The organism is Neobacillus niacini, assembly GCF_023715785.1.
GTDB lineage: Bacteria > Bacillota > Bacilli > Bacillales > Cytobacillaceae > Neobacillus > Neobacillus niacini_E.
In genome coordinates this window covers 193,295-207,917 of sequence record NZ_JAMBOX010000009.1, presented here as the reverse complement: position 1 = coordinate 207,917, position 14,623 = coordinate 193,295, and the positions used below count along the sequence as shown (strand labels likewise).

Annotated in this window: 17 protein-coding genes and 2 pseudogenes; 4 read left to right on the top strand and 15 right to left on the bottom strand. The window is 43.7% G+C overall.

Annotated features, from left to right (window positions below; all coding sequences use genetic code 11):
• On the top strand, positions 1–82 hold an 82-nt coding region (locus M3234_RS29715), incomplete at its 5' end, for an IS3 family transposase (RefSeq protein WP_396953964.1).
• 50 nt (positions 83–132) lie between these two features.
• Here the strand turns inward: M3234_RS29715 and hypE are convergent.
• The 11 genes from hypE to M3234_RS17290 form a co-directional block, all read right to left on the bottom strand.
• Complete coding sequence (gene hypE / locus M3234_RS17340) at positions 133–1,134, bottom strand: hydrogenase expression/formation protein HypE (protein WP_262305904.1); 1,002 nt, start codon at positions 1,132–1,134, stop codon at positions 133–135.
• The gene (gene hypD / locus M3234_RS17335) at positions 1,134–2,246 is read right to left on the bottom strand and encodes a hydrogenase formation protein HypD (protein ID WP_262305903.1); all 1,113 of its coding nucleotides are present in this window, start codon (positions 2,244–2,246) and stop codon (positions 1,134–1,136) included. Before hypD ends, hypE begins: the two co-directional genes overlap by 1 nt.
• Complete coding sequence (locus M3234_RS17330) at positions 2,221–2,454, bottom strand: HypC/HybG/HupF family hydrogenase formation chaperone (RefSeq protein ID WP_262305902.1); 234 nt, start codon at positions 2,452–2,454, stop codon at positions 2,221–2,223. The genes hypD and M3234_RS17330 overlap by 26 nt, the downstream gene beginning before the upstream one ends.
• Positions 2,427–4,736 carry a carbamoyltransferase HypF gene (hypF, locus tag M3234_RS17325; RefSeq protein WP_262305901.1) on the bottom strand — a complete coding sequence of 770 codons (2,310 nt, stop codon included), beginning with the start codon at positions 4,734–4,736 and terminating at the stop codon, positions 2,427–2,429. Before hypF ends, M3234_RS17330 begins: the two co-directional genes overlap by 28 nt.
• Positions 4,721–5,380, bottom strand: a complete 660-nt coding sequence (hypB, locus tag M3234_RS17320) for a hydrogenase nickel incorporation protein HypB (protein WP_262305900.1) — start codon at positions 5,378–5,380, stop codon at positions 4,721–4,723. The genes hypF and hypB overlap by 16 nt, the downstream gene beginning before the upstream one ends.
• Positions 5,380–5,736 (bottom strand): hydrogenase maturation nickel metallochaperone HypA/HybF, encoded by a 357-nt coding sequence (locus tag M3234_RS17315; RefSeq protein ID WP_262305899.1) that lies wholly within the window; start codon positions 5,734–5,736, stop codon positions 5,380–5,382. Before M3234_RS17315 ends, hypB begins: the two co-directional genes overlap by 1 nt.
• A 9-nt stretch (positions 5,737–5,745) precedes the next feature.
• Positions 5,746–6,171, bottom strand: coding sequence for a hypothetical protein (locus tag M3234_RS17310; protein WP_262305898.1), 426 nt, complete (start codon positions 6,169–6,171; stop codon positions 5,746–5,748).
• The gene (locus tag M3234_RS17305; RefSeq protein WP_262305897.1) at positions 6,168–6,644 is read right to left on the bottom strand and encodes a HyaD/HybD family hydrogenase maturation endopeptidase; all 477 of its coding nucleotides are present in this window, start codon (positions 6,642–6,644) and stop codon (positions 6,168–6,170) included. Before M3234_RS17305 ends, M3234_RS17310 begins: the two co-directional genes overlap by 4 nt.
• Positions 6,645–6,862: 218 nt before the next feature.
• Positions 6,863–7,546 carry a Ni/Fe-hydrogenase, b-type cytochrome subunit gene (cybH, locus tag M3234_RS17300; RefSeq protein WP_262305917.1) on the bottom strand — a complete coding sequence of 228 codons (684 nt, stop codon included), beginning with the start codon at positions 7,544–7,546 and terminating at the stop codon, positions 6,863–6,865.
• Between the two features lie 119 nt (positions 7,547–7,665).
• Entirely contained in the window at positions 7,666–9,387 is a 1,722-nt protein-coding gene (locus M3234_RS17295) for a nickel-dependent hydrogenase large subunit (RefSeq protein ID WP_262305896.1), read from the bottom strand.
• The gene (locus M3234_RS17290; protein ID WP_262305895.1) at positions 9,384–10,460 is read right to left on the bottom strand and encodes a hydrogenase small subunit; all 1,077 of its coding nucleotides are present in this window, start codon (positions 10,458–10,460) and stop codon (positions 9,384–9,386) included. The genes M3234_RS17295 and M3234_RS17290 overlap by 4 nt, the downstream gene beginning before the upstream one ends.
• Positions 10,461–10,971: 511 nt before the next feature.
• Here M3234_RS17290 and M3234_RS17285 point away from each other — a divergent pair.
• Together M3234_RS17285 and M3234_RS29710 are read left to right on the top strand one after the other, a co-directional pair.
• A pseudogene (locus tag M3234_RS17285) lies at positions 10,972–11,208 on the top strand (transposase); the annotation flags it as partial.
• 55 nt (positions 11,209–11,263) lie between these two features.
• Positions 11,264–11,418, top strand: a pseudogene (locus tag M3234_RS29710) (IS5/IS1182 family transposase); the annotation flags it as partial.
• Between the two features lie 305 nt (positions 11,419–11,723).
• Here M3234_RS29710 and tatC read toward each other — a convergent pair.
• Both tatC and M3234_RS17275 read right to left on the bottom strand, forming a co-directional pair.
• Entirely contained in the window at positions 11,724–12,455 is a 732-nt protein-coding gene (tatC, locus tag M3234_RS17280) for a twin-arginine translocase subunit TatC (protein ID WP_262305894.1), read from the bottom strand.
• Between the two features lie 95 nt (positions 12,456–12,550).
• Positions 12,551–12,745 (bottom strand): twin-arginine translocase TatA/TatE family subunit, encoded by a 195-nt coding sequence (locus M3234_RS17275; protein ID WP_066313200.1) that lies wholly within the window; start codon positions 12,743–12,745, stop codon positions 12,551–12,553.
• A 301-nt stretch (positions 12,746–13,046) separates the two neighbouring features.
• Here M3234_RS17275 and M3234_RS17270 point away from each other — a divergent pair, with 301 nt between their 5' ends.
• A complete protein-coding gene (locus tag M3234_RS17270) occupies positions 13,047–13,286 on the top strand; it encodes a hypothetical protein (RefSeq protein WP_262305893.1) in 240 nt (79 codons plus the stop codon).
• A gap of 37 nt (positions 13,287–13,323) precedes the next feature.
• Here the strand turns inward: M3234_RS17270 and M3234_RS17265 are convergent, their stop codons facing one another.
• Entirely contained in the window at positions 13,324–13,821 is a 498-nt protein-coding gene (locus M3234_RS17265) for a dihydrofolate reductase (protein ID WP_262305892.1), read from the bottom strand.
• On the bottom strand, positions 13,818–14,612 hold the full coding sequence (locus M3234_RS17260; RefSeq protein WP_285858505.1) for a thymidylate synthase: 795 nt from the start codon (positions 14,610–14,612) through the stop codon (positions 13,818–13,820). Before M3234_RS17260 ends, M3234_RS17265 begins: the two co-directional genes overlap by 4 nt.
• Positions 14,613–14,623: the final 11 nt, after the last annotated feature.

The window sequence follows — 14,623 nt, the reverse complement described above, 5'->3', positions numbered from 1 at the left end:
CATACAATTTTACAATGAAAAACGACTACAAAAAAGACTAAACGGCCTCAGTCCCTTAGAATACAGGGCTAAAGCCGCCTAGTTCCGTTTTATTATTTCCACTGTCTACTTGACAGGGGGCAGTTCATTTTTTTAACAGATCCGCGGGAACATAGTCCCGGTTAATCGGGTTAATAACCGTTTAGAACCTAAAGGTGTTTCCAGTAACAACTGCCCTTTGCCCTTCCCAACAATGGTGCCGATGATAGCAGCGTCCTCCCCCTCAGGAAATTCCCGCAAGATATCAAGTACTTTCTCTTTTTCACCATCAGCAACGACAATAATGGCTTTTCCTTCGTTTGCAAGATAGAGTGGGTCAAATCCCAACAGGTCACAGGCGCCATGGACCTCTTGCTTCACTGGCAAACTCGTTTCATTGATTTTCATCGTCACATGAAAATCTTCAGCGATTTCCACCAAAGTGGTAGCAAGGCCACCCCGTGTTGGGTCACGCATAATCCGGACACCATCGGTTTGTTTGAGAACTTCCCACAACATTTTATTAAGTGAAGCGCAATCACTATCAATAGGGGCGGAAATCCCGAGTTCCTCCCTGGCGACTAACACAGCTACACCATGGTCTCCAATCGTCCCTGTCACGATGATAGCATCCCCCACCTCAAACCCTAGTGTACAGCCAATATTAGATTCATAGATTCCGATTCCGGTAGTATTGATATAAACACCGTCGGCACTGCCGCGTTCGACTACTTTTGTATCACCGGCAATAATCGCCACACCGGTTTTCCGTGCTTCATCGGCCATGTCCGCAACAATTTGCTTTAAATCAGAAACCGGGAAGCCTTCTTCAATTACGAATCCACAGGTAAGAAAGGCAGGCTTGGCTCCGCTTACAGCCAAATCATTTACAGTGCCGGCAACTGCGAGCTTCCCAATCGAGCCGCCGGGAAAAAATATCGGCTTGATGACAAAAGAATCTGTTGAGACGGCAATCCGCTTGGTGGGTAATTTAATTTCCGCAGCATCAAACATGGCAACTTTATTATCGCCAAAAGCTTCTACGAATAAATCGCGAATCAGGCGATGACTAAATTCCCCGCCGTCACCATGGGCTAAACTGATAAACTTTTCCATCAAAAGCTCTCCCTCATGTACTGATAATATGCCGCACAGCTTCCTTCCGCCGAAACCATGCATGGGCCGATCGGGTTCATCGGTTGGCAGGCTTTTCCGAACAATGGACATTGTGTCGGCAAGATTAAGCCGCGAATGACTTCCCCGCAGCGGCACTTTGTTTTTCGTGGTTTCCCAACTACAACATGAAACCTTTTTTTGGCGTTATACCGGTCATATTCAGGTTTTAAATCCAAACCGCTTTTCGGAATCACGCCAATTCCGCGCCATGCCTCGTCTGCTTCGGTCAAATATTTTTCCAGCCATTGATGGGTAACCCGGTTGCCGGTTTTGCTAACGACTGCAGGATGGTTGTTTTCAATCGCAACTTTTCCGGATAAAGCCAAATCAATTAATTTATAAATCCCAGACAACAATTCAGCCGGTTCGAAGCCGGTAATCACACCAGAGATATTGTATTCATCGACTAGATATTGATAGGAATCTTCCCCCAGCACTATCGAAACATGGCCTGGGAGCAGGAATCCGTCCAAATTCACTTCCCCAGCTTCCAGCAGGTAACGAAGCGCTGGCTCGACCAGTTTTGTTGTCATCCAAATTGAAAAGTTCTCTATACCGCGCCGTTCCGCCTCCCCAACCATTAGTGTCAATATCGGGATGGTGGTTTCAAAGCCGACTCCAAGGAAAATAACCTCTTTATCGGGGTTTTCCTCCGCCACTTTAACAGCATCGACCGGTGAATATAAAACGCGAATATCCTTCCCGGCAATCTTTGCATCCAGCAATGTTTTGGCCGATCCGGGCACTCGCATCATATCGCCAAACGTACAGATAATCTGATTCTCTCCTTCTGTAAGGGCAATCATTGCATCAATCGAACGCTGGTCCGTGACGCAGACAGGGCAGCCTGGCCCTGAAATCAAGTTTACATCCTCTTTTAGCAGCTGTTTCACGCCAGTGCGAGCAAGTGCCATTGTGTGGGAACCGCAAACCTCCATAAAGGCGGGCTTGCGGCCATATTTTCGCTGAAACTCTTTTGCTTTCCCAATGACAGCTTCGGCAAGTGGCCTGCATATTTCTGGATTACTAGACTGTTTCAGAATTTCGAGCATGAACGAGTTTCCTCCATTCTTCCACACTTTGTTTCGCGTATGTTTCATCAACAATACTCATCGCTTGACCGGCATGAACAATCACATAGTCACCCAGTTCCACTTCAGGAACAAAAATCGTTCCTACCGTTGTTCGTGAGCCCATTACATCAACAATCGCATTGTATTCATGCTTTTCAATTACTTTTGCGGGGACACCGACACACATAATTCCACCCTCCTTTTCGCTGCTGCAATGGCCAATTGGCCGTAAGACAGGCCGCCATCATTACACGGGACTTTTTCGGGGAGATATACTTTAAATGCATGATTCCTTAATTCCTCACTGATTCGTTTTCGTAAATACCGGTTATGAAAGCTCCCGCCAGATAGGACAACAGTTCTTTGAAAGTCTGGACGCTGTTCATGAACCAGTTTCAATGCTGCAACAATTGCCTGGACAACGGTTTCATGAAATCTTCCGCTAACCTCGGCTTTATCGATACCTGCCAAAATCGCCAATGAAATTTCCCTTAGCATTTTAGAAAAATCAATTCTTATATACTCTTCATCTATCAATCGGAATGGATACGGTTCGTACACAATCGTTTCATCGACAAGCTGGGCTAGATGGATGGCCGCCTCGCCGTCATAGCTTGAAATCCTAGTCACGCCACAAATGGCGCTAACCGCATCAAAAAGCCTGCCGCATGTTCCGGCATAAACAGTATTAATGTTTTTCTCAATCATTGCTTTTAAAATATTAATCTCGTGAGACTTCTCCGGGAAAATGGCATTTGCCAATTTAACGCCCTCATCACCATGAAGCGCCATCAGCATAGCCGCTGCATTGCGCCATGGTTCACGGATGCACCTTTCATTACCCGGCAACGGGGTGTACTGTAAATGAGCAACACGTTCAAACTCCGCACTATCGCCATGGAAAATTTCAAAGCCCCAAACATTGCCGTCAAGGCCATAGCCGGTACCGTCCAGAATAATCCCGTAAGCTTTCCCAGAAATCCTATGTTCATCAAGAACCGCCGCCATATGGGCATGATGATGCTGAACCTCAACCACCTCGGCAAACCAATAATCCCTCGCCAAAGTCTGCACCTGATAGCCCGGATGCGCATCAATTACAGCAGTCCGCCGAGGAGTATCGACCCACTTCAATAGATGCTCCAATTCCTGTCCGTAATGCTCGATCGTCTCCACATTTTCCAAATCCCCAATATGAGGCCCTACAAAAATTTGCTGGTTTCTCCCGATTGTAAATGTCGTTTTTTGCTGGCCGCCAAACGCCACGATTCCCGAAACATCGACAGTTGTCGAAAATGGGTCAGGAACATAGCCACGCGACCTTCGTAGGAAATCAAGCTTGCCATCATTGAGCTGAACCACCGAGTCATCCACAGGATGAAGAATCTCACGGTTATGTACGAGATAGTAATCGGCGATGCCCTCCAAATATTGCACGGCCATATCATCCTTATATAAAATCGGCAATCCTGAAGGATTGGCACTTGTCATAATCAGACAAGGAAGCTCCTGGTCGGCAAATAATAAATGATGCAATGGTGTATATGGCAGCATGACGCCAATCGTGCTCATTCCAGGCGCCACCTTTTCAGCCAAACCATAATCGCTGCTTTTCTTAAGGATTACGATAGGAGATTCAGGGCTGGACAACAATTCCCTTTCATCCTCACTTATTTCGCAAAACTCCAATGCAGCTTTTATAGAGGCAGCCATAACCGCCAGCGGCCGCATTGGCCGGTTCTTACGCGTCCTTAATTTAATGACAGCGTGTTCATTTTTGGCATCGCAAGCAAGGTGATAGCCGCCAATTCCCTTTATGGCGATGATTTTTCCTGCTTTTAATAGTTCGATTGTATCGGCAATCGGATTCTCCGAATCTAGCTGCCCACCGCTCCCATCGAGCAAACCCACCTTTGGACCGCATTTCGGGCAGGCGATTGGCTGGGCATGATGCCTTCGGTTTGTTGGGTCCTCGTATTCCTTGCGGCAATCATCGCACATCGGAAAGTCTTTCATTGACGTATATGGGCGGTCATATGGCAATGCCTCAATAATTGTATATCTCGGACCGCATTGGGTGCAGTTGATAAACGGATATTGATAGCGAAAATCGTCCGGGTCATTCATTTCCCTCAGACAATCGTCGCATACTGCCGAATCAATCGGAATCACTAGCATCGATGTCCCGCTCCGCTCACTCGGAATAATCGTAAAGTTACTGCGATCTTGAATTTCCGTTTCTTCAATCGTTATTTGATTTATTTTCGAAAGTCTCGGTGCCTTAGTCCTCAAATCTTGATTAAATAATTCAATGGACTTTCGGGAGCCTTCCAAATAAATCTTGACCCCATCCATGTTATTTTGCACGGTTCCCTCCAGCTGATGAAGGTCCGCAAGCTGAAACACAAATGGGCGAAACCCGACGCCCTGGACCCTGCCTTGCACCGTAACCCTTACTGCTGTACGCATTTTGCATAAGCTCCTTCAATCCAGAAAAACCATTCATGAAGTCCTTCCCGTGTTCGTGCTGAAACCGGGATAAGCGTTGACTCCGGATTTATCTCCATTAAGTCCTGTCTCGCCTCTTCGACACTGAAATCCAAATATGGCAGCAGATCAATTTTATTTAACAGGACAAGTTCGGTTCTCATAAACATTTGCGGATATTTCGGGATTTTATCATTGCCCTCAGGAACACTAAGAACCGCCACTTTATGGTTTTGACCAAGGTCGTAGCCTGACGGGCAGACCAAGTTGCCGACATTCTCGATAAAGAGGATGTCAATTTCTTCGAAGTCAAATTCTCCAAGCGCAGCTGCAACCATTCGGGCATCAAGGTGACAGCCGCCATGGGTGTTAATCTGGACCGCCTTTGCGCCCATTGCCCTGATGCGATCAGCATCCTTTTCCGTCGCCAAATCACCTTCAATAACGGCGATGCGGTATTTTCCGGAAAGTACCCTGACTGTTTCCTCCAGCAATGTAGTCTTTCCGGCACCAGGCGAACTCATCAAATTGATGACCAATGTCTTTGTCGTTTGAAACAAATCACGGTTGAATTCAGCCGCCCTATTGTTATTGGTTAACACGTCCGTTCTTAATGTTACTTTCATTACCGATTACTCCCTTCATATGATAGAACTTGGAACGTTTCTCCTGCCAGCACCTTGCCAGAGGGGATGTTGCAACTCGGACAAAGGGCAATTTTTTGCTCCGGCCGATATTCCGAATCGCATAACACACACTTTGCTTTTGCCTCTTCAAGGTGGATGACAAGTTCTGCCGTTTCAGAAAAAATATGCGGATTTTGATCCCGGAAAATATCAAATGCCATTTTTAAAGCATCCGGCATGGCATTGGCGATATCCCCGACAATCAATTCAATCTTTTCAATTTTCCCTAACCCGTTTACGGCAGCATCTTCTTGAACCAGTTGGATGATATCCCCCATTAATGACATTTCATGCATGTTCATCACCTACTTCTTAAACTTGGTTAATCCAATTAAATATTGATGGTCCTTTACTTTAATGGGCAGTGATTCAAGTTTTAGGTCCCCGGTACTCGTCTTAAAATTAAATTCCTTTTGGCAATTCAAACATTTCCCGCTCAGGTTCAAAGATGTCAGGATAATAATCGCGGAGCATTCTGGGCACACCCCGCTCCTCGCTTGAATGTTTGATTCTTGACGGGAGATTACGATCGGTTTTCCAGCAAAAAACTTCATTTCCAGGTCTGAATAAAGCTCACTTACGTTCATCAAGGGTACCCAGGTGATTCCCAATGCCCTGTCCGCTGCTTCTTCCACCGTTTCCAAGTCATCAGCCAGAAATGGTTCATAGGCCAATTTGACGGTGGAAAACAGGCTCCTGGCCATCTCTTTTAGGAAGTCCCCGCGTTTCATGGTACCGTACTCCAGGCTTTTACTTGATTAATGACAGCGTGCGCAAGTTCACCAAGTCTTGCCTGGTTCGTTTCCGTCAACCCGATTCCCAACTCAAGCGAGGTTGGCTGCATGCCATACATGACAATTTGGTTCGGGTATTGCTCCCGCAATTTTGCCGCAAGCAAGACTTCCTGGAACCCCATCTGGTGAATGGACATCTTGATGCCAAAGTACGCAGGGATTTCATTGCCCTCCAGCCTAATAATGGAACCCCCTGGTTTGCCGGCATTGATCGCATCAATAATAATCAGGTTTTCGGCGTCCTCCACAGGGCCAAGCAGCTTCATTCCATCTGTCAATCCTTCAACGATTTCAATATTTTCATAGTCTTTTAAGGCAGTTTCTAAAATCGGCAGAAGATAGATGCCAACACCTTCATCTGAAAATAATGTGTTGCCAATTCCTAAAATGGTAATTTTATCCGTATTCATCTGCATGCTCCGATCTATAAATTTGACCCTAAATTATTCCTACTTTTATGCTATCACTCTGATAAGGTAATAACTGTGAATAATTTTTAAACCTTTTTTGAAAAAATCAAAAAAATTTCACATTTAAATGGAAACAGCTAAAAAGAAATTGGAGCATCCATTATCCTATTCCTCGACCGGAAAAGGATAATGGCGTACTCCAATTCGCTTTATACACATTACTTATGTTTTTTTTCACCAACTGCCTTCTTTGGTTCAGTTTTATAGCCAGTAAACATGGATGAGATGGAACCGCAGCGTTCAAGGTAATCATCACGGAAGGCCAAGTAAACATGCAGCACGATAAACAACATGAAGGCCCACGCAGTCCAATGATGCCATGAACGGCTCAGGTAGCTGTCCCCGAAAATATATGGAACCCATGCAAACATCTTAGCCCATACTGTTTCCTTTTGCGGCTCAAAATACATATAGAAACCGGTCAGGATCACAATCAAGGATCCAAGATAGTTGAAAATCCAATAGCTTAAATATGCGAGCGGATTATGGCCCACAAAGTGCGGCTTTTTATTTGGCAAGAACAAATAAAACTTAATCGTTTCCCAGGTATCCTTCCAGAATACCCAGCGCAACGGGTTAAATTTAGAAAACTTGTTTCCCATAAAGCACCAATACATCCGATAGATAAAGGATGCTGTAAACACAAACGCGGTAAAGAAGTGAATGTATCTAGTCCAGCCCATTAGGTTTGAATAATAGGCTTCTTCCGGAATTCCCGCTCCGGCAAAAGGTTTTCCAATATAAATACCTGTTAACATCAAAATCACGATGCATACTGCATTAACCCAATGGTAAATTCTTATCGGCAATTCCCACACATAGGCCTTCACATCATTTTCCATAGTGGTATATTTGATTGGCTCTTCCGGGTGGTAGGAACTCTCGCTGTTTAAAACTGTAGGTTTCGGTAAGGTTCCCGGAGGCTGGGTCGGTAATTTAGGCGCACCCATTTGTCTCCCCCCTAACCTAAACGGATTTCGGTCATTTTATTAGTTTCCAAATCAGTCAAATGAACGGCACAAGCAAGGCATGGGTCGAAAGAATGGATAATCCGCATAATTTCAAGCGGCTGATCCTTGTCAAGCATCGGAGTTCCTTTTAATGCTGCTTCATAAGCGCCGATTTTATTTTTGTGATCCCTTGGTGATGCATTCCAAGTTGTCGGTACCACCGCCTGATAGTTTTTGGTTTTACCGTTTTCGATATCAATCCAGTGTCCCAGCGCTCCCCTTGGCGCTTCCATCCAGCCAACACCCTTGGTGCGCTCCGGCCATGTGCTCGGCTCCCATTTGCTTCTGTCAAACGTAACTTGATTGCCGTTCTTGATATTTTTCAATAACAAATCCATATCATTGCGCAGCCATCCAGAAATAAGCACGGTTTCAAGTCCGCGCGCCACAGTTCTGCCAAGTGCGGACTGCAATGCAGAAATTGGCAGATTCAGCTTTTGCAAAGTTTCATCAACAATGCTGACAATCTCTTCTTTTCCTGAGGCATAGCCAACAATCATCCTCGCTAATGGTCCGGTTTCCATTGGATGTTCCTTCCAGCGCGGCGCTTTTAACCAACTGTATTTATTTTCGGTATCCAATTGTTTATAAGGTGCTTTCGGTCCGGTATAATTAAATTCTGTCTCGCCAACAAATGGATGCTTTCCTTTTCCGGTTTCTTTGCCATCATAGGTGTACCAGGAATGGTCGATAAATTCCTGTACATGCTTAGGATCTTTAAGATCGACTTCCAATACTTCGTTAAGATTTCCGTTTAACACTACACCTCTTGGCATCCGATACAGCTTGTAATCGTAAATATCGCCGGTCGAGAAATCGCCATAGCAAAGATAATTATTCAAGCCGCCGCCATATGTCCAATCCTTATAATAGGAGCCGATGGCGAGTAAATCAGGAATATAAACCTGGTTCACAAATTCTCTAGCCTGATCAATGATTCGCGAGACATGCATAAGCCGTTCAGCATGGATTCCATTATCGCTATTGATATCAAGCGGCGTTGCCATCCCCCCGACAACATAATGCGGATGAGGGTTTTTGCCGCCGAAGATAGTATGGATTTTGACAATTTCCTTTTGCCAATCCAAAGCTTCAAGATAGTGGGCCACAGCAAGCAAGTTTACTTCCGGTGGCAGCTTATAGGCTTTATGTCCCCAATAGCCATTTGCGAAAATCCCCAACTGGCCACTTTCAATCAGTTTCTTGACCTTATTTTGTACATCAGTGAAGTAACCTGGGGATGATTTTGGCCAACTTGAGATGGATTGGGCAATCCTTGATGTTTCTGCAGGATCCGCCTGCGTCGCACTGACGACATCGACCCAGTCCAAAGCATGCAAATGATAAAAATGAACAACATGGTCATGGACAAACTGAGCTTCGTTCATTATGTCTCGAATTAAATGAGCGTTTCTAGGAATCTTGATTTTTAGTGCATCTTCTACAGCCCTAATCGAGGTTAAAGCATGTGTTGTCGTACATACACCGCAAATGCGCTGTACGAAAGCCCAAACATCCCGAGGGTCACGGTCCTTTACAATCAGTTCCAAGCCTCGGACAGAAGTGCCGGAACTATATGCTCCCTTAATGATACCGTTTTCATCAACATCCACTTCGACACGCAGGTGGCCTTCAATTCTAGTAATCGGATCGACAACTATACGTTCACTCATTCTTCGTCACCTCGTTTATCATCAAGCTTTCTTTTGACTACCGTTCCGGCCGCATGAACGGCAACACCAGCAGTGGCAAGTCCGACAACAGCCATACCGACCGCGTCAGGATTCATGGTTGTCTGCGTACCAGGGATTTTCGCCCTTCTAGTGAAGAATGGCCCGTTATCCCAGAAATCTTTTTCCGAGCAGCCAATACAAGGATTTCCAGACTGAATCGGGTAGCTGACTCCACCATTCCAGCGCATTTCCGCACAAGAGTTATAGGTAGTCGGTCCTTTGCAGCCGACTTTGTATAAACAATATCCCTGTTTTGCCCCCTCATCATCGAAGGATTCAACAAATAACCCTGCATCGAAATAAGCGCGGCGGTTACATTTATCGTGAATTCGGTGGCGATAAAAAGCCTTCGGGCGGCCAAATTGATCTAATTCCGGCAGTTTTCCAAATGTAATAATGTGAGCAATGACACCCGTCATAACCTCGGCAATTGGCGGACAGCCAGGTACAAGGATAATTGGAGTATCTTTTACAAAGCTAGTGACTGGCTTGGCACCGGTCGGATTAGGATGGGCAGCCGCAATGCCTCCCCATGATGAACAAGATCCATAAGCAACTATAGCCATTGCACCAGCGGCCATTTCTTTGAAAGTTTCTTTTGCTGATATCCCTCCAACCGAAAGGAAAGCATCATCATCAGGGATACTGCCCTCAACAGCCAGGACGTATTTGCCTTTGTAATCCTTTAAGACCTGTTTCATGGCCGCTTCTGCCTGATGGCCGGATGGTGCAGAAAGCACCTCTGAATATTCTAGTGAAATCATTTCCAGCAGTACACTCTCCGTCTTTGGCTGTGACGAACGAATAAAGGATTCCGAGCAGCCCGTGCAATCCTGAAATTGCAGCCATACTACAGGTACCCTGGTTTTTGTTTCCATGGCTTTTACAACCTCGTCTGACTGTGTGAATTCTAGCCCAAGCGTTGCGGCTAGTGCGGTACACATTTTCAGGAAGTCACGACGGCTAAAACCATGGTCGATTGCGGCTTCATAAACTGTTTTATGTCTTTTCATCCGCTACCCCTCCACATTATTAAAAATAGGAAAAAACTTGATTTCAAGGCAATTGTAGTATACTTTAGGACTTTCGTCTTAATTTTTCAAAAAAATACACAAATCCTTCTTAACTGCATTCTTAACATATTCTTAATTAGAATCATGAAAATCTTGGAAACTGTCCATCCCATAAAATTAGACTTATACATCAATTTGGTATAAAAAAGACCTTAAGACTTCTTAAGGACTTAGGGTGTTGAGAAACTCTCGAAAACCTTTATTATATTTATTATCTTTAACAATTGATTGCGTTAATTTGTTTTAATATTATTTAGAAATAGACTATTCGACATATCTGTTGATTTGCGCTCCAGGCACTTCGCTTTCCGCGGGCGTGCCTGGGAGCCTCCTCGGCGCAAGCGCCTGTGGGGTCTCCCCCTGCCCCGTACTCCCGCAGGAGTCTTCGTGCCTTCCGCGCAAATCAACAGGTGTTATTAATTCAACGAGTAACTCAACTAATTATTATTAAAAACAAGTGGATCCTGTTCCGCATTATTCTACGATTAGTTGGAGCCCTAAACAATCGCTTTACTAATATCTTTCAAGATATTTTTGATGAAATTGTTCTTCATGTATTGAATCACAAAATGGTTGGTGGGTGTTTATTATTTACTGATTCAACTCATTTAAAGTCAAACGCCAATAAACATAGTTTACAGAGGAAGAAATAGAAGCAGAGATTCGAAAATATTTTTTGAAGCTTAATAATATAGCTATAGAATAGGAAACAATTAAATCGCTTATCAATACCATGTGGAGAGCTATATAAATTTAGAAAAAAATTGAACGAATCATCGGGGACTCGTGAAGAGCTGCACGGGCTTCTCTACTGCCAGTTACGAGGGATAAAAATGCGAGTGAACATGCTCTTCTAACCGCAGCTTGCCAGAACATGAAAAAGATTGCGAAATACTTATTCATACTGAAAAAGGTGTGTTGCAATTCTTTAGGTTGATTATCTCCTGTTGATTGGAGCGGAAGGTGCGAAGACTCCTGCGGGAGTACGGGACTGGGGAGACCCCGCAGGCACGGAACGTGCCGAGGAGGCTCCCCGAACTGCCCGCGGAAAGCGAAGCACCTGAAGCGGAAATCAACAGGCTCATTACCAGGGGCAATTTTTAATAAAATCGGCAATTGAAATTCCGATAAAATAAAAATTGCCGAGAAAAATACCTTTCTCGACAATCTGAGACCTTGAGGCATCTTCCTCAAGGTCTTTTTTTATACTTCTACCAATTCATTTTCTTGTTCTTTTTTTAATTTCTTCCGATAGACGAATTTTGATAAATTAATGCTGATTTCATATAAAAGCAATAGTGGCATTGTGACTACAAAGTCTGACATAAAGTCAGGTGGGGTGATGACAACCGCGATTAAGACCAACACAAAATATGCGTATTTGCGAACTCTGGCCAAAACAAACGGGTTAATAATCCCAATTGAAGTTAAAAACATGACTACAACCGGCAATTCGAACAGCACACCAAATGGCAATGTCATATTCATAATGAAATTGAAATACCGTTCAGCAGTAAAGTTGGTAACAAACATATCTTGCCCCATGCTGATCAAAAACTTGAGAACCATCGGAAAGATGGCAAAGTAGCCAAAAGCAAGCCCTCCAATAAATAGCAGAAACAGTGCCGGAATATAGGATAAGGTGATCTTTCTCTCAAGCGGTTTTAATGCGGGTTTGACGAACAGCCAGATTTGCAAAGCAAGAACCGGGATTGTACCGGCAATCGCAACAACGCCGGCAAGCATGAAATAAATCCACATGATATCGCTTGGACCAAGCACCAAAAGCTTGGTGTCACCGACAAACCATTTATAGATATCACCCACGTAAATAAAACCAACGATAAAAAAGACTACAAAAGCAAGAGCTGAAATGATAATTCTTTTCCGTAATTCCTCTAAGTGGTCAACCAATTGCAATTCTTTATCTTCCATGTATTTCCCCTGCCAACTCGTAAATTACTACGTTTTCTCACATTCATATAGGTGAAAAACCGAGAAGAAAAGGTGCAAGACATGAAATCTTACACCTATTTGCTCAATTTTTCCTTTTCTTCTTTGATGTCCTCGATTACATCATCGGTAAGTTCACGCGTTGATTTTTTAAATTCCTTCAAAGTTTGGCCGAAGGCGCGTCCGATTTCAGGCAATTTTTTTGGTCCAAAAATGATAAGGGCAAGTGTTAAAATCAAGATTAATCCTGGAACTCCAATATTTGAAAACATACTGTCCATCCCCTTCAAATTTAATTGTTTCTACTACGATTATAGTATTGAAATATCAATTTGGGATAATTATTTGAAATAATTCATAGTAAATTCACATATCCAATAAAAATTTGGTTACTGTGATATTTGGCATTTCCAATTTCATGCTCTATTAAATTTAACAATATCCCTTGTGTAAGTCAATGTAGATTATCAAATTAAATTTTTAAAATATTTTGACAACTAATACATTTTTGCATATAATTGGAACATTAGAACCATTATTAAGGAATTTCTTAAGGATAAGGATGTGAGTTGGATGGAATTTTTTCTATGCAGTTTTGATGGGGCCTTGCCGGTTGAGGTAACACTAGATGATGACAACGGAAGATACACCATTCGGAAAAGCGATCGCAGTGGAGAATACTTTAATAGCCCAAAAGAATTAATAACCTGGATTAAAGCACATTTCCATGAGGAAGAATTTTGCCATCCACACGAATTCCGAGGCATGCTTGCGAAATTGGCAGAGTACGAATTGAATGGAGTTAACTGGTAAACAAAGAAGCACCAGCGTCGCTGTGCTTCTTTGTTTATTACGGCTTTGCATTTGTGCGCTGGTAAATTCTGAATTCATAATGATACGGGTTTTTTTCATCCTTCATTCCCTGTTCGCAGGAAATGAGTTCCCAGTCATGTTCAGGATATTCAGGGAAAAACGTATCCCCATCAAATTTTTCATGAATCAAAGTAATATATAGCCGATCAGCATAAACGAAGGTTGCTTTAAAAATTTCCGCCCCGCCAATAACAAAGATTTCATCATTTTGTTTTTTACAGTAGTTGATAAAGTCTTCTACAGAATGGACAACGGTACATCCCTCCGATTGGAAATCCGGCTGCCGGGTTATAATGATATTTTCTCTCCCAGGGAGTACACGTCCAATCGATTCATGAGTTTTCCGACCCATTGCGATCGGGTGTCCCATCGTCACCCGTTTGAAAAACTTTAAATCCTCAGGCAGATGCCATGGCAGCTGATTATTTTTACCGATGACGCGATTTTCATCCATGGCCACTATAAACGAAATCATACGCTTACGACTCCTTTAATATGTGGATGCGGGTCGTAATTTTCCAATGTAAAATCTTCAAATTGGTAGGAGAAAATGTCTTTTACATCCGGGTTGATTGTTAATGTTGGCAACTTCCGCGGTTCCCTTGTTAACTGCAGCTTGACTTGCTCGATGTGGTTTTGATAAATATGGACATCCCCAAAAGTATGGATGAATTCTCCAGGCTTCAATCCGCAAACCTGGGAAATCATCATAGTAAGCAGCGCATAGGATGCAATGTTAAACGGAACCCCAAGAAAAACATCAGCCGAGCGTTGGTAAAGCTGGCAGGATAATTTGCCGTCAGCTACATAAAATTGGAACATGCAATGGCATGGCGGCAGTGCCATTTTGTCAATTTCGGCCACATTCCAGGCGTTGACGAGCAGCCTGCGTGAATTTGGATTTGTTTTAATTTGCTGGACCAATTCGCTGATTTGATCCACAGTGTTTCCGTCCGCACCTGTCCAGGAGCGCCATTGATGGCCATAAATCGGTCCAAGTTCACCGTTGTCATCGGCCCACTCATTCCAAATCCGAACACCATTTTCCTGAAGGTAGCGGACATTCGTATCACCGTTTAAGAACCATAACAATTCATAAATAATTGATTTTAGATGCAGCTTTTTGGTCGTCACCAGGGGAAATCCTTCCTCCAAATCAAACCTCATTTGATAGCCAAATGTGCTGATGGTGCCCGTTCCGGTCCGATCACCTTTAACGGTGCCATTTTCCAATACGTGCTTGCATAAGTCTAAATATTGTTTCAAAATCCACACTC